At 61.5% G+C, this 24,476-nt stretch carries 22 protein-coding genes; 17 read left to right on the top strand and 5 right to left on the bottom strand.

The window, feature by feature from the left end; genetic code table 11:
* The first annotated feature begins 27 nt into the window (after window positions 1-27).
* From AFIDRAFT_RS01370 to AFIDRAFT_RS01320, 11 genes are all read left to right on the top strand, one after another.
* Window positions 28-1,653, top strand: a complete 1,626-nt coding sequence (locus tag AFIDRAFT_RS01370; protein WP_009337166.1) for a flagellar hook-length control protein FliK — start codon at window positions 28-30, stop codon at window positions 1,651-1,653.
* Between the two features lie 9 nt (window positions 1,654-1,662).
* Window positions 1,663-2,400, top strand: coding sequence for a flagellar hook assembly protein FlgD (locus tag AFIDRAFT_RS01365; protein ID WP_009337165.1), 738 nt, complete (start codon window positions 1,663-1,665; stop codon window positions 2,398-2,400).
* A 172-nt stretch (window positions 2,401-2,572) separates the two neighbouring features.
* Window positions 2,573-2,848: a CtrA inhibitor SciP gene (sciP, locus tag AFIDRAFT_RS01360; protein ID WP_002714638.1), complete on the top strand. Its 276-nt coding sequence runs from the start codon at window positions 2,573-2,575 to the stop codon at window positions 2,846-2,848.
* A 171-nt stretch (window positions 2,849-3,019) separates the two neighbouring features.
* Window positions 3,020-4,627 (top strand): flagellar basal-body MS-ring/collar protein FliF, encoded by a 1,608-nt coding sequence (gene fliF / locus AFIDRAFT_RS01355; protein ID WP_040297689.1) that lies wholly within the window; start codon window positions 3,020-3,022, stop codon window positions 4,625-4,627.
* 3 nt (window positions 4,628-4,630) lie between these two features.
* Complete coding sequence (gene fliG / locus AFIDRAFT_RS01350) at window positions 4,631-5,722, top strand: flagellar motor switch protein FliG (protein ID WP_009337163.1); 1,092 nt, start codon at window positions 4,631-4,633, stop codon at window positions 5,720-5,722.
* Complete coding sequence (locus AFIDRAFT_RS01345; protein ID WP_009337162.1) at window positions 5,722-6,363, top strand: FliH/SctL family protein; 642 nt, start codon at window positions 5,722-5,724, stop codon at window positions 6,361-6,363. The genes fliG and AFIDRAFT_RS01345 overlap by 1 nt, the downstream gene beginning before the upstream one ends.
* Window positions 6,360-6,719 (top strand): flagellar motor switch protein FliN, encoded by a 360-nt coding sequence (gene fliN, locus AFIDRAFT_RS01340; RefSeq protein ID WP_009337161.1) that lies wholly within the window; start codon window positions 6,360-6,362, stop codon window positions 6,717-6,719. The genes AFIDRAFT_RS01345 and fliN overlap by 4 nt, the downstream gene beginning before the upstream one ends.
* A gap of 58 nt (window positions 6,720-6,777) precedes the next feature.
* Window positions 6,778-8,154 (top strand): sigma-54-dependent transcriptional regulator FlbD, encoded by a 1,377-nt coding sequence (flbD, locus tag AFIDRAFT_RS01335; protein ID WP_009337160.1) that lies wholly within the window; start codon window positions 6,778-6,780, stop codon window positions 8,152-8,154.
* A 281-nt stretch (window positions 8,155-8,435) separates the two neighbouring features.
* Entirely contained in the window at window positions 8,436-10,538 is a 2,103-nt protein-coding gene (pabB, locus tag AFIDRAFT_RS01330) for an aminodeoxychorismate synthase component I (RefSeq protein WP_040297955.1), read from the top strand.
* Window positions 10,535-11,341 (top strand): aminotransferase class IV, encoded by an 807-nt coding sequence (locus AFIDRAFT_RS01325; RefSeq protein ID WP_009337158.1) that lies wholly within the window; start codon window positions 10,535-10,537, stop codon window positions 11,339-11,341. The genes pabB and AFIDRAFT_RS01325 overlap by 4 nt, the downstream gene beginning before the upstream one ends.
* A gap of 18 nt (window positions 11,342-11,359) precedes the next feature.
* Window positions 11,360-11,761 carry a carboxymuconolactone decarboxylase family protein gene (locus AFIDRAFT_RS01320; RefSeq protein ID WP_009337157.1) on the top strand — a complete coding sequence of 134 codons (402 nt, stop codon included), beginning with the start codon at window positions 11,360-11,362 and terminating at the stop codon, window positions 11,759-11,761.
* A gap of 58 nt (window positions 11,762-11,819) precedes the next feature.
* Here AFIDRAFT_RS01320 and AFIDRAFT_RS01315 read toward each other — a convergent pair whose 3' ends face one another.
* A complete protein-coding gene (locus AFIDRAFT_RS01315; protein WP_009337156.1) occupies window positions 11,820-12,035 on the bottom strand; it encodes a CsbD family protein in 216 nt (71 codons plus the stop codon).
* Between the two features lie 374 nt (window positions 12,036-12,409).
* Here AFIDRAFT_RS01315 and AFIDRAFT_RS01310 point away from each other — a divergent pair, with 374 nt between their 5' ends.
* Genes AFIDRAFT_RS01310 through AFIDRAFT_RS01295 form a run of 4 tightly spaced genes read left to right on the top strand, consistent with a single transcriptional unit; the run spans window position 12,410 to window position 18,508 of the window.
* On the top strand, window positions 12,410-14,674 hold the full coding sequence (locus tag AFIDRAFT_RS01310; RefSeq protein ID WP_009337155.1) for an acyl-CoA dehydrogenase: 2,265 nt from the start codon (window positions 12,410-12,412) through the stop codon (window positions 14,672-14,674).
* Window positions 14,674-15,957, top strand: coding sequence for an acetyl-CoA C-acetyltransferase (locus AFIDRAFT_RS01305; protein ID WP_009337154.1), 1,284 nt, complete (start codon window positions 14,674-14,676; stop codon window positions 15,955-15,957). The genes AFIDRAFT_RS01310 and AFIDRAFT_RS01305 overlap by 1 nt, the downstream gene beginning before the upstream one ends.
* A 9-nt stretch (window positions 15,958-15,966) precedes the next feature.
* Window positions 15,967-18,048 carry a 3-hydroxyacyl-CoA dehydrogenase NAD-binding domain-containing protein gene (locus AFIDRAFT_RS01300; RefSeq protein WP_009337153.1) on the top strand — a complete coding sequence of 694 codons (2,082 nt, stop codon included), beginning with the start codon at window positions 15,967-15,969 and terminating at the stop codon, window positions 18,046-18,048.
* A 22-nt stretch (window positions 18,049-18,070) separates the two neighbouring features.
* Window positions 18,071-18,508 carry an acyl-CoA thioesterase gene (locus AFIDRAFT_RS01295; RefSeq protein ID WP_009337151.1) on the top strand — a complete coding sequence of 146 codons (438 nt, stop codon included), beginning with the start codon at window positions 18,071-18,073 and terminating at the stop codon, window positions 18,506-18,508.
* A gap of 33 nt (window positions 18,509-18,541) precedes the next feature.
* Here the strand turns inward: AFIDRAFT_RS01295 and AFIDRAFT_RS01290 are convergent, their stop codons facing one another.
* Both AFIDRAFT_RS01290 and AFIDRAFT_RS01285 read right to left on the bottom strand, forming a co-directional pair.
* Window positions 18,542-19,063, bottom strand: coding sequence for a transglycosylase SLT domain-containing protein (locus tag AFIDRAFT_RS01290; protein WP_009337150.1), 522 nt, complete (start codon window positions 19,061-19,063; stop codon window positions 18,542-18,544).
* A 196-nt stretch (window positions 19,064-19,259) separates the two neighbouring features.
* Entirely contained in the window at window positions 19,260-20,810 is a 1,551-nt protein-coding gene (locus AFIDRAFT_RS01285; RefSeq protein WP_009337148.1) for a DUF4403 family protein, read from the bottom strand.
* 124 nt (window positions 20,811-20,934) lie between these two features.
* Between AFIDRAFT_RS01285 and AFIDRAFT_RS01280 the strand changes: the two genes are divergently transcribed.
* Entirely contained in the window at window positions 20,935-22,143 is a 1,209-nt protein-coding gene (locus tag AFIDRAFT_RS01280; protein WP_009337146.1) for an extensin-like domain-containing protein, read from the top strand.
* A gap of 6 nt (window positions 22,144-22,149) precedes the next feature.
* Here the strand turns inward: AFIDRAFT_RS01280 and AFIDRAFT_RS19930 are convergent, their stop codons facing one another.
* Both AFIDRAFT_RS19930 and AFIDRAFT_RS01275 read right to left on the bottom strand, forming a co-directional pair.
* On the bottom strand, window positions 22,150-22,317 hold the full coding sequence (locus AFIDRAFT_RS19930) for a hypothetical protein (protein WP_009337144.1): 168 nt from the start codon (window positions 22,315-22,317) through the stop codon (window positions 22,150-22,152).
* A 137-nt stretch (window positions 22,318-22,454) separates the two neighbouring features.
* The gene (locus tag AFIDRAFT_RS01275; RefSeq protein WP_009337143.1) at window positions 22,455-23,084 is read right to left on the bottom strand and encodes a TetR/AcrR family transcriptional regulator; all 630 of its coding nucleotides are present in this window, start codon (window positions 23,082-23,084) and stop codon (window positions 22,455-22,457) included.
* Between the two features lie 137 nt (window positions 23,085-23,221).
* On the opposite strand from AFIDRAFT_RS01275, the gene AFIDRAFT_RS01270 reads away from it, so the two are divergent.
* Entirely contained in the window at window positions 23,222-24,460 is a 1,239-nt protein-coding gene (locus tag AFIDRAFT_RS01270; RefSeq protein WP_009337141.1) for an HlyD family secretion protein, read from the top strand.
* The last annotated feature ends 16 nt before the right edge of the window (window positions 24,461-24,476 follow it).

Genomic DNA, 24,476 nt, shown 5'->3' with positions numbered 1-24,476 from the left:
GTAGGTACCTTTGCGAGAACCAGTCCCGTGTTGAACGTTGCGCACGATCCAGCCGTCAATTCCCAAGTTTACAGCCACCGTACCCCGCCCAGGCAGGATCAGGGCGGGTCCGCGGACGATTTCGGTTCCCTGGTCGATAGCAATACATCGGCGGCCGATCGTGATCCTCCCGCGCCGTCTTCCCAGGACAATGCAGCTCAGCAGGCAAGTGGCAACGATCGCCCTGCCAAGCGCGATGACAGGAGCGATGCTGGCAATGCAGCGGATACGCAGCAGGCCACGCCGCGCACCGGCGTTTCCAATCAAAAAGGAAAGAAGCCGTCTACTCATGCCGGGTCGGCTACGGCGAAAACCGGTCTGATCGAGGGAAAATCCAAGCCCAAGCTGAAAGATGGTGCAGCTGACGAGACATCGGCGGACACAAGCAAGACCCAGGAGACGGCGGCCGATCTGACAAATCCGAATGCGGTTGCGGTCGCGATTCCCGCGACGACGCCGGAGGCGGCTATCAAGCCGGATGGCAAATCATCCGATGCGTCGGGTGAGACTGAGACACCTGCCACAGGTGTCTCGGCGGTCGCCGCCGCTGCAGCAACTTCGGCCAAAGACGCCGCTGCCGGTACGGATGCAAAGGCAGTCGCAACGACAACCGCAGCCAAGCCGGGCACCGAGCCCGTGGCCGGACATTCGTTTTCCGAGAAAGCGAAGACCGATCACGCGCAGGCATCTGCCGATGGTGCTGCGCCGGCAGCGACCGGTGATGGCGCGGATGCAACAGCGCTGTCCACCGGTATCGTCATGTCGCAGCAGGTTACGACAGCAGGTGCTACGCCAACTTCCACCGGTGTCGTGAAGACGGATGCCGTCGCGGGCATCGGGAATGGCAAGTCGGCGAAAGCACAGGCCAAAACAGCCGATGCGGATGAGGTCGGCACAAAAACCGGAGCCGAGGCCAAGCCTTCCGGCGATAAGCCTGCCGCTTCTTCCTCCGATGACACGAATGCGGATAATGGCAAGAGTAATGCCGCTTCGACGAAAGCGGACAATGGGACTGCGCCTGCCGCTACCGTGCATGATCGGCACGGCGCCGATATCCAGAGTTCGAAGCCGGATGTCAGCTTCCAGGCAGCCCTCGATCTGCAAGCGCCCGCCACACAACAGACTCAAACCCAACAGCAATTCACGGTGACGGCGGCGGGGCCAACGGCCTCCGCGCAGGCTGCCAGCGTTCCTGTGCCGGTCAATGGGCTCGCGGTCGACATCGCGACGCGCGCGGCAGCGGGCAATACTAGCTTCCAGATCCGTCTCGATCCCGCCGATCTTGGCCGCATCGATGTGCGGCTCGACGTCGACAAGCACGGCCGGGTGACATCGCACCTCACGGTGGATCAACCCGCGACGCTCGACATGCTGCGCAAGGATGCGCCGCAATTGCAGCGCGCGCTGGAGGATGCCGGCCTCAAGACGGGCGATGGCGGGTTGCAGTTCAGCCTGCGCGATCAATCGCCGCAAGGAGGTCAGGGCGACAACGGGCAGGGGCGCCATTCGCAACGCCTGATCGTCTCCGAAGAGGTTTCAACCACGCCGCAGGCTGCGGGCGCGAGCTACGGCCGGCCTTCCGGTTCGAGCTCCGGCGTCGATATCAGCATTTGAGGACAAGCCATGTCGGTTGACGCGACAACAGCAACACCGGTGACATCGGCCCCCGCGTCGACGACGAATACAAGTTCGTCGTCGAGCAGCAGCAGTTCGAGTTCAAGCTCCACGGGCATCGCGGATAACTTCCAGACGTTTCTGACGCTGCTGACCACGCAGTTGCAGAATCAAAATCCACTCGACCCGCTCGATACCAACCAGTTCACCGCGCAGCTTGTGCAGTTCGCCCAGGTCGAGCAGCAGTTGAAGGCCAACGATCAATTGAGTTCGCTGGTGGCGCTACAGAAGACGGCGCAATCGACGCAAGCGCTGAGCTTCGTCGGCCAGACCATCTCGGTTGATGGTTCGACCGCCGCCTTTAATGGGTCGGCGACTTGGAATTTCAATGCGGCGGCCAACTGCAACGCCGTCGTGACGATTTCAGCTCCGAATGGCGAAACCGCCTATACCGGCAGCTATTCGTTGACGGCGGGCAATGCGAGCTTTGTGTGGGACGGCAAGGGCAATGACGGGACGCAATGGCCGGCCGACAATTACAAGCTGACGGTGACCGGCAAGGACACTTCGGGCAAGGATGTTACGGTGACGACCGAAGTGCAGGGCGTGGTGGATTCCGTGGACATGACGGCGAGCCCGGCGCTGCTCTCGATGGGTGGCAACAATTACACGATCGACCAGATCAAGCGGGTGGTTCGCAGCGGCACGTCCGACACCGGAAGCGGCACGGGCGACAGCAGCACCTAAGTACCGTTATCTGATTGTTTAAGAATTCCTACCCCGTCTCTCAGGAGGCGGGGTTAGTCGTTGAGAGAGGCGGGTTTCAGGAGAACTGCATTCGACGCTTAGGCTTAGGCAAATTTTAAGCGGCGCGGGGTACCTTGTTCCCACGAGTGCAGTTTGAGTTTGTGAGTACGCCATGACAGAACCCCACCGCCCGAGGGTAAAGTATGTCATCGGGCCTGATGGTAGCCCGTTGACGATTGCTGATCTTCCGGCTCCTGGTACCAAACGGTGGGTTATCCGCCGCAAGGCCGAAGTTGTCGCAGCCGTCCGTGGCGGCCTTCTTTCCCTGGAAGAAGCCTGCAGCCGCTATACGCTGACGGTGGACGAATTCCTGTCCTGGCAGTTTTCGATCGACCAGCACGGTCTGGCCGGGCTGCGCACCACCCGAATCCAGCAATATCGCCAATAACACCAACGGCCCGCAGCCGGGATTTTCCGAAAATCCGCTTCATTCCATGAAGCGGAGCTTGAGGATGTCTCAATTTCTGCCAGGCTGTTAACCGGCGTTAACCATCTAGAAACCATCCCTAGGCAAATTCTGCCCAGTCGGTCCGATTTGGCCGAATCTTTGGGGTGGTCTTTGCAAGGGCTGGTTTCATTCCTTCGGGGTATGGGTGCAGGGCGGCTCGCGGCGATGTTGGCCGTGACCATGGCCTTGCTTGGCTTTTTTGGGTTCGTCATCCTGCGGGTGACGGCTCCGCAGATGGTCACCCTTTATACCGATCTGAGCTACGACGACGCGTCCGGCGTCATGAAGGAGCTCGACCGGCAGGGCATCCCTTACGAGCTGAAGAACGACGGCGCCATCATCATGGTGCCGAAAGACAAGGTCACCCGTCTGCGGATGAAGCTCGCCGAAGGCGGCCTGCCGAAGGGCGGCGGCGTCGGCTACGAGATCTTCGACAAGTCCGATACGCTGGGGTCGACCAGTTTCGTCCAGAACGTCAATCATCTGCGCGCGCTCGAAGGCGAGCTTGCCCGCACCATCAAGTCCATCGACCGCATCCAGGCGGTGCGGGTGCATCTGGTGCTGCCGGACCGGCCCCTGTTCTCGCGCGAGAAACCGGAGCCTTCAGCGGCGATCGTGGTTCGTGTCCGCGGGGCGCTCGAGCCGCAGCAGGTTCGCGCCATCCGCCATCTCGTCGCATCGTCCGTCAATGGCCTGAAGCCGCAGCGCGTCTCGATCGTCGACGAGAATGGCCAATTGCTCGCGGACGGGTCGGGTGATGCCAACGGGATGGGCGATGTCGGCGCGGACGAGCGGCGTATCGCCTATGAGAACCGGCTACGCAAGCAGATCGAAAGCATCGTTACCTCGGTGGTTGGCGCCGGCCGCGCGCGTGTCCAGCTCTCGGCTGATTTCGATTACAACAAGGTCACCGAGACATCCGACAAGTTCGACCCCGAAGGGCGCGTGCTGCGCTCCAGCCAGACGCGCGAGGAATCGTCCGCGACGTCGAACGGGCAGAACGGTCAGGTCACCGTCAATAACGAAATGCCCGGCAACCAGCAGCAGAATGCAGCCAATGCGGGCAAGGACCAGAGCAAGAAGAGCGAGGAAATCAACAATTACGAGATTTCCCGCACCACCAAGACGGAAGTGACCGAAGCAGGGCGCGTGCAGCGCGTGTCGGTCGCCGTGCTGGTGGACGGCACTTATTCCAAGAACGAAAAAGGCGACATGGTCTATGCGCCGCGCAGCAAGGAAGACCTCGAGCGCATCGCTACACTGGTGCGCTCGGCGATCGGCTTTGAAAAGAATCGCGGCGATCAGGTCGATGTCGTCAATCTGCGCTTCGCCGAGGCGCCTGCGGCCGTGCCGCTGCCGGAGCCGACCGGCTGGCTGAGCGTATTCCAGTTCACCAAGGACGATGTGATGTATTTCATCGAGCTCGGCGTGATGTCGCTGCTCGCCATCGTGGTCGTGTTCATGGTTGTTCGCCCGCTCGTCAAGCGCGTGTTGGCCGAAGACCCGCCACCCGCTTCGGTGCCGGCGCTGCCCGAAGCCGAGCCCGCCGCCGTCGCAGGGCCCGTTCATACCGCCGCCACCGCGCAGATGATCGATGTCGCGCAAGTGCAGGGACAGGTCCACGCGCAATCCGTTCATCGTGTTGGCGAACTGGCTGACCGCAATCCAAACGAGACTGTTTCCATCATCCGTCAATGGCTGACAGAGCAACCGGCATAAAACATGGCATCCCTTCCGGCTCAACAGAAACCAGAAGATATCGCCAGTGTCGTCGCGACGCTTGCGAGCCGTCAGAGCGGGCGTACGGGGCCGGCAGCGGCGCCGTTGAGCGGTCCCAAGCGCGCGGCGATCATGATGCTGGCGCTGGGCGAGCAATATGGCAGCAAGGTCTGGTCGCTGCTGGACGATGATGAAGTGCGTGAACTCTCCGCGGTGATGTCTTCGCTCGGGACCATCGAGGCCAATGTGGTCGAGGATTTGCTGCTCGAATTCGTCTCGCGGATGTCCGCTTCGGGCGCGCTGATGGGCAATTTCGATGCGACAGAACGCCTGTTGCAGCAATACCTGCCGTCCGAACGCGTCACCGGCATCATGGATGAAATCCGCGGCCCGGCCGGCCGTAACATGTGGGAGAAACTCTCCAACGTGCAGGAAGAGGTTCTCGCCAACTATCTCAAGAACGAATATCCGCAGACGGTCGCGGTGGTGCTGTCGAAGCTTAAACCGGAACATGCCGCGCGCGTGCTGGCGATCCTGCCCGAAGACATGGCGCTCGATGTCGTTAACCGGATGCTGCGCATGGAAGCGGTGCAGAAGGAAGTTATCGAGCGTGTCGAAAGTACGCTGCGTACCGAATTCATGTCCAATCTGTCGCAGACTCGCCGCCGTGACGCCCATGAGGTGATGGCTGAAATCTTCAACAATTTCGACCGCCAGACCGAAACCCGCTTCCTCACCGCGTTGGAGGAGGAAAGCCGCGAGGCGGCCGAGCGTATCAAGTCGCTGATGTTCACGTTCGACGACCTCGTCAAGCTCGATGCGGGTTCTGCGCAAACACTGATGCGCCATGTCGACAAGGACAAGCTCGGCGTCGCGCTGAAGGGGGCCAACGATGCCGTGCGCGAATTCTTCATGGGCAACATGTCGAGCCGCGCGGCGAAGATGCTGCAGGACGACATGGCTGCTGCCGGCCCGGTACGGTTGCGTGACGTGGATGAAGCCCAGGCGCTTCTGGTGAATCTTGCCAAGGATCTCGCCGCCAAGGGTGAGATCATGCTGCAAAAGAATCGTGCCGACGATGAATTGGTGTACTGATGAGCGCGCCCGCGAAATTCCTGTTCGACATGGACTTTGCCGCTCCGGCGAATACCGAGCGGCAGGCCTCGCGCGCGGAAATTGCCCAACTGGTCGCCGATGCCGAGGCGCGCGCTTTCCGCGATGGATTTCAGGCCGCGCAGAAAGAGGCGAGCGTGGAGAGCGACCGCCGTTCGGCGTTGGCCATGGAGGAAATTGCCATCGCCATGCGTTCGCTTGCCGGGAATTTCAAGAGAGTCGAAGGGCGGGTCGAGACCGAGGCCGTGGATGTGGCGGTGGCGGTGGCGCGTAAACTGTGCAGCGAGCTTGTCGCAGCCGAACCGCTTGCGGAGATGACGGCGCTGATTACTGATTGCCTGCGGCACCTGACGTCGACGCCTCATATCGCGATCCGGGTGAACGACGCGCTGTACGATCGCGCGCGTACACGGATCGAGGATCTGGCGCGCCGCAGCGGGTTCGAGGGGCGGCTGGTGATTCTGGCGGAGCCGGACATCGATATTTCGGACTGCAAGATCGAATGGGCGGACGGTGGTTGCACGCTCGATCGTGCCGCGACGGATACCAGGATCGGTGAATTGGTGGAGCGCTACATGGCGGCTCGCAATCAGGCCGAAGATACGGCCGGGAGAAACTCATGAGTGATACTGATGGACAGGGGCAGGTGCCGTTGCCGGACCTGAACGAGACCGAAGCTCCGCCGCTCGATCAGGCGGCCTATTCGGAGGAGGAAGAGCGCAGCGCACGCATCGCCTCCGATCTGGAAGCGGTATTTGATGTTCCGGTGCAGGTGTCGGCGGTGCTTGGCCGCTCGAAAATGGATGTCAGCGATCTTCTGAAGCTCGGTCCGGGCACGGTGCTCGAATTGGATCGCCGCGTCGGCGAGGCGATCGATATTTACGTCAACAACCGTCTGGTGGCGCGTGGCGAAGTGGTTCTCGTGGAAGACAAGCTCGGCGTAACCATGACGGAAATCATCAAGGCGGAACGCGCGTAGACCGCGCGGAAAATCAAACCGAACGCCGCAAATGGCGCGATACTGACAGGAGCAAATCATGCGGCTTCTCATCGTCGGAACCCTGAAGGGGCAACTGACAACCGCAACCAAGATCGCGATGGACAACGGCGCGACCGTGACGCACGCCGAGGATATCGAACTGGCGATGCGGGTGGTGCGCGGCGGCAAGGGCGCTGACCTGCTGCTGGTGGATGTGGCCATTGACATCCGGGATTTGGTGATGCGGCTCGAGGCCGAACACATCCATGTGCCGATCGTCGCTTGCGGCATCACCAATGATGCCCGCGCCGCGGTTGCCGCGATCCATGCCGGTGCGAAGGAATACATCCCGCTGCCGCCGGAGCCGGAGCTCATTGCGGCGGTGCTGGCCGCGGTGGCCAACGACTCGCGCGATCTGATCTATCGCGACGATGCGATGGTGAGAGTGGTCAAGCTCGCGCAGCAGATCGCGGGCTCCGATGCCTCGGTGATGATTACCGGCGAGTCCGGCACCGGCAAGGAGGTGCTGGCGCGGTATGTCCACAGCCGTTCGGCACGGGCGAAGAAGCCGTTCATCTCGATCAACTGCGCGGCCATTCCGGAGCATCTTCTGGAATCCGAATTGTTCGGGCACGAAAAGGGGTCGTTCACCGGCGCCATCGCACGCCGCATCGGCAAGTTCGAGGAAGCGACCGGCGGCACGCTGCTGCTCGATGAAATCTCGGAAATGGACGTGCGGCTGCAATCGAAGCTGCTGCGCGCGATCCAGGAGCGCGTGATCGATCGCGTCGGCGGCACCAAGCCGGTGCCGGTCGATATCCGCATCATCGCCACCTCGAACCGCAACCTCGCGGATGCGGTGAAGGAGGGTACGTTCCGCGAAGACCTGCTGTTCCGGCTCAACGTCGTGAACCTGAAAATCCCGGCGCTGCGCGAGCGACCGGCGGATATTCTGGAACTGTCGCAGCATTTCGCGCAGAAATACGCCAATGCCAACGGCGTGCCGGTGCGCCCGCTGTCGGCCGAGGCGAAGAACGTGCTTACGGCGAACCGCTGGCAAGGTAACGTGCGCGAGCTTGAGAACACCATCCATCGTTCGGTGTTGATGGCGCAGGGCGACGAGATCGGCGCCGAGGCGATCCTGTCGCCGGATGGAGACCGGCTCGATCTTGCCAAGACCGCGCCCGTGGTCGCGCATGCGACGTTCGCCGCCGAGCAGGTGACGCGTGCGCTAGTCGGGCGCACCGTGGCCGATGTCGAACGCGACCTTATTCTTGAGACGCTCAAGCATTGCCTTGGCAACCGCACCCATGCGGCGAACATTCTTGGCATCTCGATCCGCACGTTGCGCAACAAGCTCAACGAATATGCCGACGAGGGGCAGCCGATCCCGCCACCGGGGAATGGCGAAATGCGCGGCGTGGCTGCGGCCTGAACGCCGCTCCCGATATTCTCAACCGGTTCAAAATGGCGGCCGTGGGCCGCCATTTTTCTTATGGACATGACAGGAAATGGGCCGCGTCCCATGGGAGCAGGCCTACCGCCGTGTTGCGGAGGCTTGCGGATTTGGCGCATAATTGCCGCGATCTTGGGTGGTCTTTCCGGCGGTCATGATGCCGCGCCGGCCTGCCGGAGATAGCTGATCCGACCATTATATAAGCCATGGTCAGGATCGGGTGCGGCGGAAACCACAATGGCAGTTTTGCCTCGGCGGCGATGAAAACCCTCATCATCGATAACTACGACTCTTTCACCTATAACCTCGCCGACCTGATTGCGGACATAAATCAGTCCGCGCCGGTGGTGGTGAAGAATGACGCCACGACGTGGGACGAAATTTCGAGAGAGCCGTTCGGCAATATCGTGATCTCGCCGGGTCCCGGCCGTCCGGATCGCGCCTCTGATTTTGGCCTGTCGCGCGATGCGTTACTGAAGGCGAATGTTCCGGTGCTCGGCGTGTGTCTCGGCTTTCAGGGATTGGCGATGGAGGCAGGCGGAAGACTCGCGTATGCGCCGTCGCTGGTGCATGGTGAGGCGTCGCTGGTGCGCCATGATGGCGATCCGATATTTGCGGGCGTGCCATCACCTTTCGCGGCGGGACGCTATCATTCCTTCATGATCGAGCGACCGTTGCCGTCGCATCTGAAAGAGATCGCATGGACCGAGGACGGTCTGCTGATGGCAATCGCGCATCGCGAGAAGCCGCAATGGGGTGTGCAGTTTCATCCCGAATCGATTCTGACCGAGCATGGGCGGCGCTTGCTGAAAAATTTCCGGGATTTGTCCGGCAGTGCGGGTGTTGTGCGGCGTTCGGCGAGACGACCTCGCGACGTGCCACAGCCTTCCAGCACGTGGAAGGCCTTCTGGCGCGAACTGCCGCGCGCGCTCGATACGGAGGCGGCGTTCTGCTCGTTGTTCGCCACGTCGCCCCATGCTTTCTGGCTCGACAGCAGCCTTGTTGAGCCCGGCCTGTCGCGATGGTCGTATCTTGGCGACGCATCGGGGCCGAACGCGGAAATCGTCAGCTATGATTGCGCGGATGGGTTTGTTGAGGTGGAGCGTGGCGGCGAACGCTTCCGTCATGGCGGCAACATTTTCGATTATCTGAAAATGCAGCCACAGGCGTTGCCGCAAACGCCGCCGCCGTGCCCGTTCACGGGCGGGTATGTAGGCTGGTTCGGTTATGAATTACAGCAGGATTGCGGATCTCGGGTTCGTCGCCATGCGCCGACGCCCGACAGCCTGCTGATCCGCGCCGATCGCTTCATTGCAGTCGATCACGTTGACGGCAAAAGTTATCTGATTGCTATCGATGCGCCGGAGCACGAACTTCGCGCGCGGCAATGGCTGGATGAGATGGAATCCGTCATCGCGCGTTTGCAAGCGCCGCCTTCCGTCGTCCCTCATGGCACGAGGCCGCTCGATGTCGTCATGGCGAAAGGCGAGCGAGACTATCGCGCCAGCGTCGAGGAATGCCTGCATGCGATCCGGGAAGGCGAGAGCTATCAGGTCTGCCTGACCAACGAACTGTCATGCGAGGCCGACCTTGATCCGCTTGATGTCTATCGCGTGATGCGCAGGATCAACCCGGCGCCATTCGCAGCGTTTGTACGCTGGCCGGGTGGCGCGGTGCTAAGTGCCTCGCCGGAACGGTTTTTGTCGGCCGATACAAAAGGCGAGGTCGAAACCAAGCCGATCAAGGGCACGGCGCGGCGCGATCCTGATCCGCGCCGCGATCATGAATTGCGCGAGGGCCTGCGCCAGAGCCGCAAGGACCGCGCCGAGAATGCGATGATCGTCGACCTCCTGCGCAATGATTTGTCGCGCTGTTGTGAGCCCGGCACCGTGCACGTCAGTGAATTGTTCGGTGTGGAAAGCTATGAAACCGTTCATCAGCTTGTCAGTACGGTGCGCGGTACGTTGCGGCCCGATTGCGCAGTGGTCGATCTGTTGCAGGCGGCTTTCCCCGGTGGATCGATGACGGGTGCACCGAAACTGCGGACACTGGAGATCATCGACCGGCTGGAAAGGCGCGCGCGCGGAATTTATTCGGGCGCGCTGGGATGGATTGGTGACGATGGTGCAGCCGACTTGTCCATCGTCATCCGAACCATCGTTGTGGAGCAAGGCCGCTTCACCATCGGTGTTGGCGGCGGTGTCGTGGCGGCATCAATACCGCAGGCGGAATACGCCGAAATGCTGCTGAAAGCGCAGGCATCGATCAAGGCACTGGTCGTGGCCGCGTTCGGCCGGTTTGATGAAGGCCTGTATCGGCTCTCGGATCGCGCACAGGCCCGGATCGAGGAGCACGCCTCGTGACGCAGGTCTGGCTCAACGGAGCATTTCTCGACGAGAAGGATGCGTGGCTGTCGATTGCGGATCGTGGTTTCACGCTGGCGGATGGCATTTTCGAGACGCTGCTCGGGGTCGGTGAAAAACCTGTCTGGCTTCCTGAGCATCTACGTCGTCTGCGCGAAGGTGCGTCCGTGCTTGCTCTCTCTGTGGACTTTGATGATCGGGCGCTTGAATCAGCCGTCACCGGGCTGTTGCGCGAAAACAGATTTCCACGAAGTGCAGTTCGCATCACTCTGACCCGGGGCCCGGCGATAAAGCGCGGGCTCTGGGTTGCAGAGAAGGTGATGCCGACGCTGCTGATGACCTGCGCCCCCACAGCTACGCTCGGAGTGCCGCAACGGGTAGTGATTGCGCGATCGACCAAGCGTAACGAATACTCACCGCTATCACAGATCAAGTCACTTAATTACGGGGACAATATTCTGGCGCGGCGTGAGGCTTTGGTGCGCGGTGCAACCGATGCGTTGATGCTAAACACGCGTAGCCACGCCGTTTGCGCCACGGTCGGAAACCTGTTTGCGCGGGTTGCAGGCGAGTGGGTCACGCCGCCTGTGAACGATGGAATTCTTCCCGGTATCGCGCGCGCAAAAATTCTCGGGCAGATAAGCGCAAGGGAGGCCTCGCTTACAGAGGCCGATCTGCGTTCTGTCGATGCTGCGTTCATCAGCAACAGTCTTGGATGTTACGACATCATCGAGATCGAAGGCAGAAAGCTTCCGCCATGCATCGATGAAGAGCCCGTCGCTGCACTTTATGAGACACCATAATTAATCGGGAGATGAGGAATGGCACGGAGTGAGAAGTTCGAACGCGGGCTAAAGGTCCGGCGCGAGGTGCTGGGCGCCGATTATGTCGATGGCAGCCTCGCGCGTGCCGACGATTTCATGATGGCCTTCCAGACCATTACGACTGAATGGTGCTGGGGTCATGCCTGGGCCCGCCCTGGCCTGTCGCGCAAAACGCGCAGTATGATCAACATCGCGATGCTGACGGCGTTGAACAAGCCGGCCGAGTTGCGGCTGCATGTCAAAGGCGCGCTCAACAATGGCGTAACGGTGGATGAGATCAAGGAAATCCTGATCCACGCCACCACCTATTGCGGCGTGCCGGCGGGCCTTGAGGCCTTCAAGACGGCGCACGAGGTGCTGAAAGAAACAGGTGCGCTGCCGTCAGGCGAGGGGAAATAACAACGAGCAAAATAAAGCCGGCCCGAAGGCCGGCTTTATCGTCAGGTTGATCGCGCGATCAGAGGTTGCGCTTGGCCGCGGCGGCGGCCTTGTCCACGGCCTCCTTGGCAGCGTCCTTCGCATCGCCGACCGCTTTCTGGACGTGGCCCTTGGCTTCCTGCATCGCGCCTTCGCCCTGCAGGCGATCCGAGCCGGTGGCTTCGCCGATTCCCTGCTTGGCCTTGCCGATGGCTTCGTTGGCGTTGCCCTTGATCTTGTCGGTGGTGCTACCCATTGCAAACTCCTTGCTTGAGGTTCGCGGGGGAAACACCGGGGCGCCGTGCACGTTCCTGCCTAACAATCTGAAATAAATGAAAAATCGGGGGAACATGAAAAGCAATGGCCGAATTTTGCATGCACGGTATAGGACGGGTGGGCCGGCAGAAAACGTACCTCTACTGCAGGTGGGGAAGATCACCTGAAAGCATCTCCGACTTCGTATAATCTCATTCACGATGTTGAGATTCGATGCCGCGCGGGGATCAATTCAGGATCGATGGTGAGAATTTGTAAGGAGAGTGCAGTCCAGGCTCATATTGTTGATATTTCAAAGTCCCGCCTTCTTGTCCGCCGATGGGCTATTCTGCCCGTACCGAAAAGGACGCCTCCATGAGCTTCTCCTTCCGCCGCGATGTTCTGACGCGTCCGATCTTTGCGTGGGCTCACAAAGTTCTTCCGGCGATGTCCGACACCGAGCGCGAGGCTCTGGAAGCGGGCGATGTATGGTGGGATGCGGACCTGTTCACCGGCAACCCGGACTGGTCGAAGCTCCTGGCCAATGCACCGGCGAAATTGACGGATGAGGAGCAGGCGTTTCTCGCGGGTCCGGTCGAAGAACTCTGCGCCATGGTGGACGACTGGAAGGTCAACGGGGAATGGCGCGATCTGCCGCCCGAAGTCTGGGCCTTCATCAAGGCCAACAAGTTTCTCGGCATGATCATCCCGAAGGAATTCGGAGGGTTGGGCTTCTCGCCCTTCGCGCATTCGGAAGTGATCCGGAAAATCTCCTCGCGTTCCATTGCCGCCGCCGTCACCGTGATGGTGCCGAATTCGCTCGGGCCGGGCGAATTGCTGATGAAATTCGGCACCCGCGCGCAGCAGGATAAATGGTTGCCGGGCTTGGCGGCTGGCCGCGAAATTCCCTGCTTCGGCCTCACCAGCCCGGAGGCGGGTTCGGATGCCGCGTCGATGACCGACACCGGCGTCGTGTGCAAGGGCACGTTCGAGGGACAGGAGGTGATCGGCCTTCGGCTCAACTGGCACAAGCGCTACATTACGCTGGGCCCCGTCTCGACGCTGCTCGGTCTTGCTTTCAAAGCGCGCGATCCCGACCACCTTCTGGGCGGAGCGGAGGACCTTGGCATCACCGTCGCGCTGATCCCGACGAATTTGCCCGGCGTCACCATCGGCCATCGTCATCTGCCTGCGATGCAGGTGTTTCAGAATGGCCCGAACTGGGGCAAGGACGTTTTCATTCCGATGGACTACGTCATCGGCGGGCAGGCGCGGATCGGCCAGGGCTGGAAGATGCTGATGAGCGCGCTGGCGGCGGGGCGCGGCATTTCGTTGCCATCGCAGTCGGCTTCGGGGGCGGCTTACTGCGCACGCAATGCGGGCGCCTACGCGCGCGTCCGCGAACAGTTCAAGGTGCCGATCGGCAAGTTCGAGGGCATCGAGGAGCCGCTCGCGCGTATCGCGGGCACGGCCTATCAGCTTGATGCCGCGCGGCGGCTGACCTGCGCGGCGCTCAATCAGGGTAAGCATCCCGCCGTCATTTCCGGCATCATGAAGCTGCATGCGACCGAGCGGCTGCGGATCGTCGTCGATGACGCGATGGACATTCATGGCGGCAAGGCGATCATTGAAGGCCCGCAGAACTACATGGGCAACCTTTACCGTTCGGTGCCGGTGGCGATTACGGTGGAGGGTGCGAATATTCTCACGCGGAATCTGATCGTGTTTGGGCAGGGCGCGACGCGCGCGCATCCCTATCTGTTGGCCGAGATCAATGCGATCGGCAACCCGGATAAAGATGCGGGACTGGACGCGTTCGATCAATCGTTCTGGAAGCATGTCGGCCACGCCTTCACCAACCTGTTCCGGGCCTGGGGCCGAAGCTGGACCGGCGGCCTGTTCGCGCCGGCACCCGATGCAGGAGCCGCGACCGGTTATTATCGCCAGCTCTCGCGCTATTCCTCCGCGTTCGCGCTGTGCGCTGATATGGCTCTTCTCACGCTCGGCGGCGCGCTGAAGCGCAAGGAAATGCTGTCGGCGCGGTTCGGCGACATTCTCTCCGAGCTTTATCTGTTGTCGGCCGCCCTGAAGCGCTGGGAAGACGAAGGGCGTCAGGACGCCGATCTGCCCGCGCTGCGCTGGGTAATGGCGAACGGCATCCGCACCATGGAGCTGCGTTTCGCCGAAGTGCTGGCGAACCTGCCGAACCGGCCCGTGGCGTGGCTCTTGAAATTTGTTGTGCAGCCGCTCGGATCGAACGCGTTGGGCCCGTCCGACAAGGTCGTGCATCAGTGCGCGCAGATGATCCTGTCGCCCTCGCCGGAGCGCGATCGCCTCACGGCGGGCCTTTATCATGCTGGCGCGAACGACGACGGGCCGCTGGCACGGCTGGAGCGCGCTTTCCTGCTCGTCACCGCCAATGAGCCAATTGAAAAGAAAATGCGTGCCGCTCATATTCGCGACTGGCAGGAGGCCGCTTCGCGCGGCATCATCACGGCGGCGGATGTGGAAGCAATCAAGACAGCGCAAGAAGCAGTGGCGAAGGTGATCGAGGTCGATGACTTCGCGCCGGAAGCCCTGTCTCCGATCTACCGTCAGAACCATCCTGCCACCGCAACGGCGGAAAGGGCCGCAAGCTGATGTCCCGTCCTGTCTATATTATCGATGGCAGCCGTACGCCGTTCTTGAAGGCGCAGGGCGGTCCGGGTCCGTTCACGCCGGTCGATCTGGCGGTTCAGGCCGGGCGCCCGCTGCTCGCGCGGCAGCCGTTCAAGTCCTCCGAGTTCGATCAGGTCATTGTCGGCTGCGTCAGCCCCATCGCCGACGAGGTCAATCCGGCGCGTGTCGCGGCGTTGCGGCTCGGCATGGGCGAAGACATGGTCGCCTTCGGCGTGCAGATCAATTGCGGCTCCGGCATGCAGTCGATCGACACCGCCTACCGCTATATTCAGGCCGGGCAGGCCGACATGATTCTTACGGGTGGCACGGAAGCGTTGAGCTATTCGCCGCTGGTGTTTCCGCAGTCAGGCGTGCGCTGGTTCGCAGGCATGGCTTCGGCGCGCACGACGCTTGCGAAGCTCGCGGCGTTCTTCAAATTGCGGCCGTCTTACTTCAGGCCGATCATTGGCCTTGAGCGCGGGCTGACCGATCCGGTAACCGACCTCAACATGGGGCAGACTGCGGAAGTGATCGCGCATCTGATGGGCATCACCCGCCAGCAGGCCGATGCCTATGCGGTGGAAAGCCATAAGCGGCTCGCCAACGCGCAGGCGCAGGGTTATCTCAAGGGCGAAGTCGAAACCGCCTTTGACCGCAAGGGCAAGTTCTACGATCACGACGATGGCGTGCGGCCCGATTCCTCGGTGGAGAAGCTCGCCAAGCTGAAGCCTGCATTCGAGCGGCCGTGGGGACAGGTGACGGCGGGTAACTCCTCGCAGATCACCGACGGCGCTTGCTGGACCATTCTGGCTTCGGAAGATGCGGTCAATAAATACGGGCTGAAGCCGAAAGCGCGCATCGTCGACAGCGCATGGTCGGGGCTCGATCCAACCGTGATGGGCTTCGGCCCGGTGCTGTCGTCAAACCGGCTGCTCAAGCGTAACAACATGACGATTCAGGACGTCGAGACTTGGGAGATCAACGAGGCGTTCGCTTCGCAGGTGCTCGCCTGTCTCGCGGCCTGGAAGGACGACAAATTCTGCCGCGACATCCTCGGCCTCGACGGTGCCGCGGGCGAAATCGATCAGGCAAAGCTCAATGTGGATGGGGGCGCAATCAGCCTCGGCCATCCGGTCGGCACCAGCGGCAATCGCATCGTGCTGCATCTGGTCAATGCGATGCATCGTCTTGGTACCAAACGGGGCGTTGCGACGGAATGCATCGGTGGCGGCCTCGGCGGCGCCATGTTGATCGAGACGGTTTAGGAAACGGCGATGGACAGCAAAATCCTCAATGTGATGAAGGACCACGTCCTCGAACTCGGCCCTCAGCCGTCATCCGGGCCCTATCGTCATTTCAAGCTGACACGCGACGAAGACGGCATTGCGTGGCTGTTGTTCGACCGCGAAGGAGCGAGCGCGAATACGCTGTCGACCGAAGTGCTGGAGGAATTCTCGCAAATTCTCACCGCGCTGGAGAGCGAGCGTCCCGCCGGACTCGTCATCCGCTCGGCGAAGCGTTCCGGCTTCATCGCGGGTGCGGATATCACTGAATTTCGCGGTCTGTCCGATCCGGCTCTCGTCGAACAGCAACTCGGGCGGGGCCACGACATCCTGAACCGGCTTGAAAACATCAAGCTGCCGACGGTCGCGGTCATCCACGGTTTCTGTCTCGGCGGCGGTCTGGAAGTCGTCCTCGCCTGCAACATGCGAATCGCGATCGACGGCGCGCGCTTCGGTTTCCCCGAAGTGTTGCTTGGTCTGCATCCAGGGTTCGGCGGTACGGCACGTTCGACGCACCTGTTCAATCCGCTTGAAGCGATGACCATGATGCTAACGGGCAAGACAGTCGAGGCGCGCAAGGCGAAATCGCTCGGTCTTGTCGATGCAGTGACGCAAGAGCGCCATGTGCGTGGTGCGGTGAAGGATGCGATCTTCGGCCGCCTGAAGCGCAACCGTTCGATGCTGCCCAAGGTGATGAACTTCGGCCCGGTTCGTGGCCTGCTGGCGTCGCGGATGCGTTCCGAGACCCGCAAGAAAGCGCCGCAGGAGAATTATCCCGCGCCCTATGCGCTGATCGATCTGTGGGAAAAGCACGGTGGCAGCCGCGCAGGCATGCTGGAGGCCGAAAAGCCGTCTTTTGCGAAATTGATGGTAACGCCGACCGCGCAGAACCTCATCCGCGTGTTCTTCCTGCGCGACGAGATGAAGAAGCTTGCGGGCGGCAAGAGCGAGATCAAGCATGTCCATGTGATCGGCGCCGGCGCGATGGGTGGTGACATCGCGTCGTGGTGCGCACATCAGGGACTGCGCGTTACGCTGGCCGACATGGAGTCGGCGGCAATCGCTGGCGCGATGAAGCGCGCGTCCGATCTGTTCTCAAAAATCACCCGCAGCCGTATCGGCCAACGTGACGAACTGGATCGCCTGATCCCGGATATGACAGGTGAGGGTGCCAAACACGCCGATCTCATTATCGAGGCGGTGCCGGAAAAGCTGCAGCTCAAGCAGTCGATCTACGCCGGACTCGAGAAGGTGATGAAGCCGGAGGCCATTCTGGCGACCAACACCTCCAGCATTCCACTGGAAGAATTGCGTACGTCGTTGCAGCGGCCCGAACGGCTGCTCGGCATTCACTTCTTCAATCCGGTCTCGCGGCTGCAACTTGTCGAGGTGATCAGCCACGATCAGGTGGACCGTGAAGCGCTTGCGAACGCGATGAAGTTTGTCGGTGGCATCGATCGTCTGCCGCTGCCGGTGAAAAGCTCGCCCGGCTTCCTCGTCAACCGGGCGCTGATGCCATACCTGATGGAAGCGCTGCTGATGCTCGACGAGAAGATCGACAAGCTCACCATCGACGAGGCGGCAGAAAAGTTCGGCATGCCGATGGGACCTATCGAGCTCGCCGATCAGGTCGGTCTCGACATCTGCCTTGCGGTCGGCGACGAGTTGCGCGCCAAGCTCGGCGATTCCATTCCGTCCGCCCCGGAATGGCTGCGTGAAAAGGTCGCCAAGGGCGAGCTTGGCCGCAAGACCGGCCGTGGCTTCTATGAGTGGAAGGATGGCCGCGTGCAGAAGGGCCATGCCCATGTGCATGCGACGCCGGACATGATCGACCGTCTGGTGCTGCCGATGTCGAATGTCTGCGTTGCGTGCCTGCGCGAAGGCATCGTCGATAATCCAGACACCGTGGACGGCGCGATGATCTTCGGCACCGGCTATGCGCCGTTCCGCGGCGGACCGCTGAATTATGCGCGTGAGCGGGGTCCGGAGAATGTCGCCAATGCGCTTTCGGCATTGGCGGCGAAATATGGAGAACGCTTCAAGCCGGATGCCGGCTGGGCAACATTCCGCTGATCTTCAAGGAACAGAGTATCACATGACAGAAACCCCTGTGACGGGTCATGAAACCAGATCGATCGTATTGGACGACTCGGCGCCACAAGGTGAACTGTGTGTCCGCACCATCGCGATGCCGGCCGACACCAACCAGAACGGTGATATTTTCGGTGGCTGGCTGTTGAGCCAGATGGACCTTGCAGGCAGCGTGTTCGCCTACAAGACGACGCTGGCGCGCAATGTCACGGTCGCCATTGAGGCGATGACGTTCCGCAAGCCGGTGTTTGTGGGAGATCTGGTGTCGGTGTACGGCACGCAGGTCCGCGTAGGGCGCACTTCGATCACCGTGCACATCGAAGCATGGGTGCAGCGGCGCAACGAGATGGGCATCATTCTGGTGACCGATGGCAATTTCACCTACGTCGCCATTGACGAAAAGGGACAGCCGCAGCCGATCGCGCGGCATAAGCCTGTTTGAAACAGTCCGGTTATGCTGACCGGCTGTTGTCGGTCAGCGATGGTGACGGTGATGGCGATGACGCCGGTGATCAACGTACCGCACCGGCGTAGCGTATTGCGGCGGTGTAATGTCCAGCGCAGGCGCAAGCCCGGAATTCGGTAGCATGGCTGCGTTCGCTTCCATCAAGCGCTGACGCTTGGCGGCATAATAATATCCGCCGGCATAGTAGGCGACGGCGCGGTTGTGGTTGCCATGCGCGGCGCGATAGGCGCCGGCGAGATATTTCACCGCATAAGTGAGGTTTGTTTCAGGATCGAGCAGGCCTTGCGCCGTTCCGGTGTAGCCGAGGCCGCGTGCAGTCTGCAGCTTGATCTGCATCATGCCGTAATTTCCCGCATGAACGGCGCGGGGATTGTATCGGCTCTCGCGCATAATGACCCGATGAACGAGTTCTGCCGGAACACCCTCGGCGGCGGCATGGCTTTCCACCATGGCGCGATAGGATTCGCCTTCGGCATGAGCAAACGGAATCGCCGACAACGCCGCAACCGCGGCGAGCGCAAATCTTTTCATGTCAAAAATCCTTGGGTTCGATGAATTTGGTTCGGCAGGCCCATGGCCAGATGCGCGAACGATTGCGTCCCTCAGGGGCGACGCGCGGATGCGGCCTGATTGCTCCGATAATGTGGAGATATCATGTCATCGAAAGATGGCTGCGGAACCAGTCATTTGGCCCATCCATCACAATGGAACCCGCACAGGAAGGCGCTTACAGCGAGGGTAATTGGGTCACGGTGACGTTGAGCGTTCCTGTCGCCTCGGCGATCACGCGCAGCGTCGAGGAGTCGAACGAGACTGCACCGAGTCTCACACTGGTCACGCTGGCGTTGACCCTGGCGCCGTTCTGCTCGGTCTTGAGGCCGTCGATGATACCGGCGAGCTTTTGCTGTGCGCCGGATGATATCTGTTTTAGATCGATCGTCGCATGCTCCTGCAATGCCTGCTGCAGATAAGGCGCGGCGCGTTGCGCGAGCGCACCGAACAGGCCGAAGGCGGCATCGGATGTGACGGCGACCGACAAATCGGTCAGGCGAAGAACTTGAGCGTCGGCATCGAGCACGGGACGGCACCAGATTCGTACGGTGGCGTCGGCGCCAAGCCCGAACCAGCTTGCCTTTTCCTTCGCATGAACCAGCAGCGACACCAGAAGGCGGTTGCCGCTGGCATCGATGTCGACGCTCTTGATGCGGGCAGCGATTGCGCCGCTGCCATCTTCCGGAAAGGTGCGGCCCTTGAGTCCGGCCTCGGCGATCTTGCCGAGTTGGACGAATGGGATATCGATTGGAACGCCGATGTTGACGTGCCCCTCATTGAGCGCTGGCTGGATGTCGAGTGTTTGCGGGAAGGGGCATTGCGGGGTTGTCGGCTTGTCGACGATCCGTGTTTCGGCCTGCAGGCCGACCGCGAGTTTGACTGCGGCGCTATCGATCTGCGGTTGCGCCGCCATGGCCTTGATCGGCCGCATTTCCAGGAACAGCGGCGGCGCGCCCGGCGCGGGCGAAGGCAGCGCGATCGATTTGCAGGCGCGTGCCCATTGCTGCTGCATTGCGCGGCGGAAACCCTCGTCGTTGCGTAGCCGCTGTTGCAGGCGCACCACTTGTTCGTTCACGGTCTTGTCGATGACCGGCTTGATCTGGGCGGGGACGGCGACCTTTGCGCCGGCAACAGAGAGGCTGTTGTTGGCCAGGGCCACCTGCGCGGTCAGTTGCGGATCGACATGCCAATCGGGTGTGAGGCGGGGGCGCGCGGTCGCGGTCGCGGTGCCGTTGATCGCGGCGCTTGCGTTCAGCGACTTGATGGAAATGTTGCCGAGCTTCTGCGCGGTTTTCGCGCCGAACAGATTGCCGAGCGTGTTGTTGAGTGGCGAGCCTGCGGCGGTGGAGAGTGATCCGGTTACGGTGAGCTTTCCATTGAGCGGGGTGGATACGGTCAGCGCGTTCTGTTCGCCGCTTGCGGTGATGCTGCCGCGCGTGATGTGCCAGTTGAGGTCGGCATCGGTCAGAATCTGGCTGGCCGGATTGTCGGCCTTGCCGCTGAAGTCGCGCGGCGCGGCACGATCGAGCGCCGAAGCGATCACACCAAGCGGAATGGTGATCGGCGCCACGAATTCGGATTTGCGAGTTGCAGATGGCAGCGGCGGCAGCTTGACGAGCGCAGGCTTCGACGCGCGCGGCGGCCATATCCAGTCCATCACCTCGAGGCTGATGAAGAAAGAACCGGCCAGGATCAGGATCGCAGCCGCGAGGGGTTTGAAGCGCATAATGTCCGTTGTTGATTGAGATGATTTGCCCGCAACGGGGCCCGAACGCGCCCATCGTGGTTAAAAGAATCTGAAAAGCAAGTCGTTGATAAGTCTTTAAGTTTATTCGCGGACTCTCCCGCGCATGGCGCGTGGAGTGAGTTTGTATCTCGTCGGCTCCCTTGCCCTTGTCTCCCTGGCGGGTTGCGGTCGCGGTTTTTTCCAAACCGCAGAGCGCGAACCCTGGCGAGCCGAGGCGGAACAGGCATGCCTGAAGACCGGAGAGGTCAAGGAAAGCGCCGAGGTTGTGCGCATCAGTCCGATTTCCGGGCCGGGGGTTTGCGGCGCGGAATTTCCGCTGAAGGTCAGCGCGCTCGGTGAAAGCAACAGTTCGCTGGGTTATGCCGATGATCTGCGGCCGCCGGGCTCGATCGCGGGCCAGCCGCGCTGGCCGGTTGCCCAGCCTTCACCGTCGTATCAGCAGCCGTCTTCGTATCAGCGCCCGGCCTATTCATCCGCGCCTACTGGTTATGTGCCGTCCGGCGAGCCGGTGCCATTGAATATTCAGGCAACATCACCGGCCGATGGTGAAGACGACATGGCGCATGAAGAAGCCGTGCAAAGCCGACCGGGTGGTTCGCCCGCACCTTATCAAAGCGCGCCTTATCGAAATGCGCCGTACCAGCAGGGGGCGCAGCAACCGCCGCCGTATTCGCAGCAACGGCTTGGCCCTGTTGGCAATCCGGTGTCGTCTTTCGGATCTGTCACTTTGAAGCCGACTGCGACGCTCGCATGTCCCATTGTCTCCGCGCTCGATCGCTGGATAACGGAAGCCATCCAGCCTGCGGCGATGCGCTGGTTCGGCGCGCGTGTCGTGGAGATCAAGCAGATCTCGGCCTATTCATGCCGCGGCATGAACGGGAATCCCAACGCGCACATTTCGGAACATGCGTTCGGCAACGCGCTCGATGTCGCGGGATTCACGCTGGCTGATGGACGCTATATCTCGGTGCAGCATGGCTGGAAGGGATTGCCGGAGGAGCAGGGCTTTCTGCGCGACGTTGAGGGCGCCGCCTGTCAGCGGTTCAACACCGTGCTCGCGCCGGGCGCCAACGTCTATCACTACAATCACATTCACGTCGATCTGATGCGCCGCGCGAGCGGGCGCATCATCTGCAAGCCGGCGGCCGTGTCGGGCGAGGAGGTTGCTGCGCGCGCGGGGGGGCGCAGCTATGCCAATCGCGATCCTGGAATTACGGGATCCATTGGACAGAAGGTGCGCCGCGCGTTCGCCCATGGGCCGCTGTCGAAAGAAGATCGCGACTCGATCGAGGACGAAAGCCGCATTCGGTAGCGGCTCTCAGGGGCCGAGCTGTGTGGTCTTGTCGAGCATGATGGGCGCAAACAGTGGCTCGTTATGCGCCATTCGCGCCTGTGAGTAGCTTCCCCACAGCAGGTTGAGCGAGACGGCGGTGACGAACGCAGCCACGAAGATCGCCAGGAATTCGGACCATGTCAGCGGTTTCATCCCCGATCTCCTTGCGAAGGTCTGTGAGCCGCACACAAGACTAATCCAATTTCACAGCCGTTTGCAGGCGGTCGCGCGCGAGAATTTTTGAAAATTTCTGGAACCAGATCAGAAATAGACGAGCGGAGCAGGGCGGCTCAGGATTGCCGGCGGTAGGCGGCGAGGAACATCCGGGTCCCGCTGGCCACCACCTCGGCGATCCGCTCGCTGCTCGGCGCGGGCGTCACCTGAAAGATGAATGGCAGAAACAGGCTGGCCTGGCAGGACAGCATGAATTGCGCGGCCGCCAGATCGCAATCCTCGATGACGAGCGTCCCATTCGCCACCCGCGTCTTCAGGTATTCCGCCAGCTTGCCGAGCCACGACGCGGGGACATGCTCATAATAGCGCCGGCCAAGCTCAGGCATACGTTCGGCGATCGCCATCATGGTGCGGATGGTGGAGCCGCCGGTCGGGCGGCACAGCATTTCCATGTAGCTCTGGCCGAACTTTCTGAGGGTCGTTTCAACGTCCTCGGTCGGATCAATGACGAGTTTGTTGATGCCCTGATCGCGCAGCTCGCAGGTGACGATGGCGCCGAACAGCGCGAGCTTGTCCGCGAAATAGACGTAGAGCGTGCCCTTGGAGACGCCGGCCGCCTTGGCGATCTCGCCCATGCTGGCGGCGTCAAAACCGAGTTCCCGGAATACCTTGCGCGCACCCTCGACGATCTGGCGGCGCTTGGCGCTGTCCTCGTCATTGGCGGGAAGGGGCTGGGTAGGAATCATAGGTGCAGTTTGATCCATCAAGGGGGATTTCGCTCGCAAAAATTTGTTCCCCTGTGCCTTTCCTACTATTGACCGAACGGTTCGGTCAATAGTAAATAGCGTTGACCGAACCGTTTGGTCAATGAAAGGCTCCTCCGATGGCCCCGCGTGAGCAATCTGCCGTCCGCAAGGCTGATGTTGACGAAAATGGCGATGTTTCGTCGCCTTCCGGTTCTCCGCTGCGCCCCCGGCTGGAGGATGTGACCGCACGCCGCACAACGGAAAGCCCCGACACCGTAGCCGATGCCCCGGCTGCGGGGGGCTCCCGCTGGGCGCGGCTTGGCCGCCGCCAGAAAATTTTCGCCGGGCTCGGAGCGGTGGCCGCGATCGCGCTGGCCGTGTTCGGCATCCACTATTTTCTGGTCGGCCGCTACATGGTGTCGACCGACGACGCCTATGTCCGCGCCAACAACACAATGCTTGGCGCGCGCGCCTCCGGCTATCTCGCGAAGATCGCGGTCGGTGACAACACCGAGGTGAAGGCGGGCGATCTTTTGTTCCAGATCGACGATGGTGATTACAAGATCGCGGTCGACAACGCTCGCGCCAAGATCGCGACACAGGAAGCCACCATCCAACGCATTGGCCGTCAGGCGAAAGCGCAGGAAAGTGCGGTCGAGCAGGCGCAAGCGCAACTCGAGTCCGCGCAGGCTGCGGCCAAGCGCGCCGAAGCTGATTTCGTCCGCCAGAGCCAGTTAAGCGAGAAGGGTTTTGCCTCGAAGGCGACCTTCGACCAGTCGCAGGCGACCCGCGACCAGAGCAATGCCTCGGTGCAGGGGGCCCAGGCCAATCTCGACGCCGCGCAGGCGCAGATCGACGTCATCAAGGCGCAGCAGACTGAAGCCGAAGGACAGCTCGGCGAATTGAAGACTGCGCTTGCCAAGGCCGAGCGCGACCTGTCCTTCACCACCATTCGCGCGCCGATCGACGGCGTGTTCTCCAATCGCCTCGTCAACGAAGGCGACAATATTTCAGTGGGCCAGCGTCTCGCCAATGTCGTGCCGCTGGATGACGTGTTCATCGACGCCAATTTCAAGGAAACCCAGCTCGCACGCATTCGTCCCGGCCAGCCGGTTTACATCAGCGTTGACGCTGTGAAGGGCCGCGACATCGTCGGCACCGTCGAGAGCCTGTCGCCCGCGTCGGGTTCGGTGTTCACGCTGCTGCCGCCGGACAACGCCACCGGCAACTTCACCAAGATCGTGCAGCGCCTGCCGGTTCGCGTGCGCGTACCGAAAGCCGTCGCGCATGAGAATCTTCTCCGCGCGGGCATGTCGGTCGAGGTTGAAGTCGATACGCGGAAGTCCTCCAAACAAGCTCTTGCCAAAGCAGAGTAGCACTCGCGGAGTTCGC

Source organism: Afipia sp. 1NLS2, assembly GCF_000178995.1.
Taxonomy (GTDB): Bacteria; Pseudomonadota; Alphaproteobacteria; order Rhizobiales; family Xanthobacteraceae; genus Afipia.
The sequence above is the reverse complement of the archived record's forward strand: the minus strand, read 5'-3'. Positions and strand labels throughout refer to the sequence as shown.

Bases quoted from the DNA above. Each gene is read 5' to 3' on its own strand.
- AFIDRAFT_RS01365 (WP_009337165.1), top strand. From the start codon at position 1,663: ATGTCGGTTGACGCGACAACAGCAACACCGGTGACATCGGCCCCCGCG.
- sciP (WP_002714638.1), top strand. From the start codon at position 2,573: ATGACAGAACCCCACCGCCCGAGGGTAAAGTATGTCATCGGGCCTGAT.
- fliG (WP_009337163.1), top strand. From the start codon at position 4,631: ATGGCATCCCTTCCGGCTCAACAGAAACCAGAAGATATCGCCAGTGTC.
- AFIDRAFT_RS01345 (WP_009337162.1), top strand. From the start codon at position 5,722: ATGAGCGCGCCCGCGAAATTCCTGTTCGACATGGACTTTGCCGCTCCG.
- fliN (WP_009337161.1), top strand. From the start codon at position 6,360: ATGAGTGATACTGATGGACAGGGGCAGGTGCCGTTGCCGGACCTGAAC.
- flbD (WP_009337160.1), top strand. From the start codon at position 6,778: ATGCGGCTTCTCATCGTCGGAACCCTGAAGGGGCAACTGACAACCGCA.
- pabB (WP_040297955.1), top strand. From the start codon at position 8,436: ATGAAAACCCTCATCATCGATAACTACGACTCTTTCACCTATAACCTC.
- AFIDRAFT_RS01320 (WP_009337157.1), top strand. From the start codon at position 11,360: ATGGCACGGAGTGAGAAGTTCGAACGCGGGCTAAAGGTCCGGCGCGAG.
- AFIDRAFT_RS01315 (WP_009337156.1), bottom strand. From the start codon at position 12,035: ATGGGTAGCACCACCGACAAGATCAAGGGCAACGCCAACGAAGCCATC.
- AFIDRAFT_RS01310 (WP_009337155.1), top strand. From the start codon at position 12,410: ATGAGCTTCTCCTTCCGCCGCGATGTTCTGACGCGTCCGATCTTTGCG.
- AFIDRAFT_RS01305 (WP_009337154.1), top strand. From the start codon at position 14,674: ATGTCCCGTCCTGTCTATATTATCGATGGCAGCCGTACGCCGTTCTTG.
- AFIDRAFT_RS01300 (WP_009337153.1), top strand. From the start codon at position 15,967: ATGGACAGCAAAATCCTCAATGTGATGAAGGACCACGTCCTCGAACTC.
- AFIDRAFT_RS01295 (WP_009337151.1), top strand. From the start codon at position 18,071: ATGACAGAAACCCCTGTGACGGGTCATGAAACCAGATCGATCGTATTG.
- AFIDRAFT_RS01290 (WP_009337150.1), bottom strand. From the start codon at position 19,063: ATGAAAAGATTTGCGCTCGCCGCGGTTGCGGCGTTGTCGGCGATTCCG.
- AFIDRAFT_RS01285 (WP_009337148.1), bottom strand. From the start codon at position 20,810: ATGCGCTTCAAACCCCTCGCGGCTGCGATCCTGATCCTGGCCGGTTCT.
- AFIDRAFT_RS01280 (WP_009337146.1), top strand. From the start codon at position 20,935: ATGGCGCGTGGAGTGAGTTTGTATCTCGTCGGCTCCCTTGCCCTTGTC.
- AFIDRAFT_RS19930 (WP_009337144.1), bottom strand. From the start codon at position 22,317: ATGAAACCGCTGACATGGTCCGAATTCCTGGCGATCTTCGTGGCTGCG.
- AFIDRAFT_RS01275 (WP_009337143.1), bottom strand. From the start codon at position 23,084: ATGATTCCTACCCAGCCCCTTCCCGCCAATGACGAGGACAGCGCCAAG.
- AFIDRAFT_RS01270 (WP_009337141.1), top strand. From the start codon at position 23,222: ATGGCCCCGCGTGAGCAATCTGCCGTCCGCAAGGCTGATGTTGACGAA.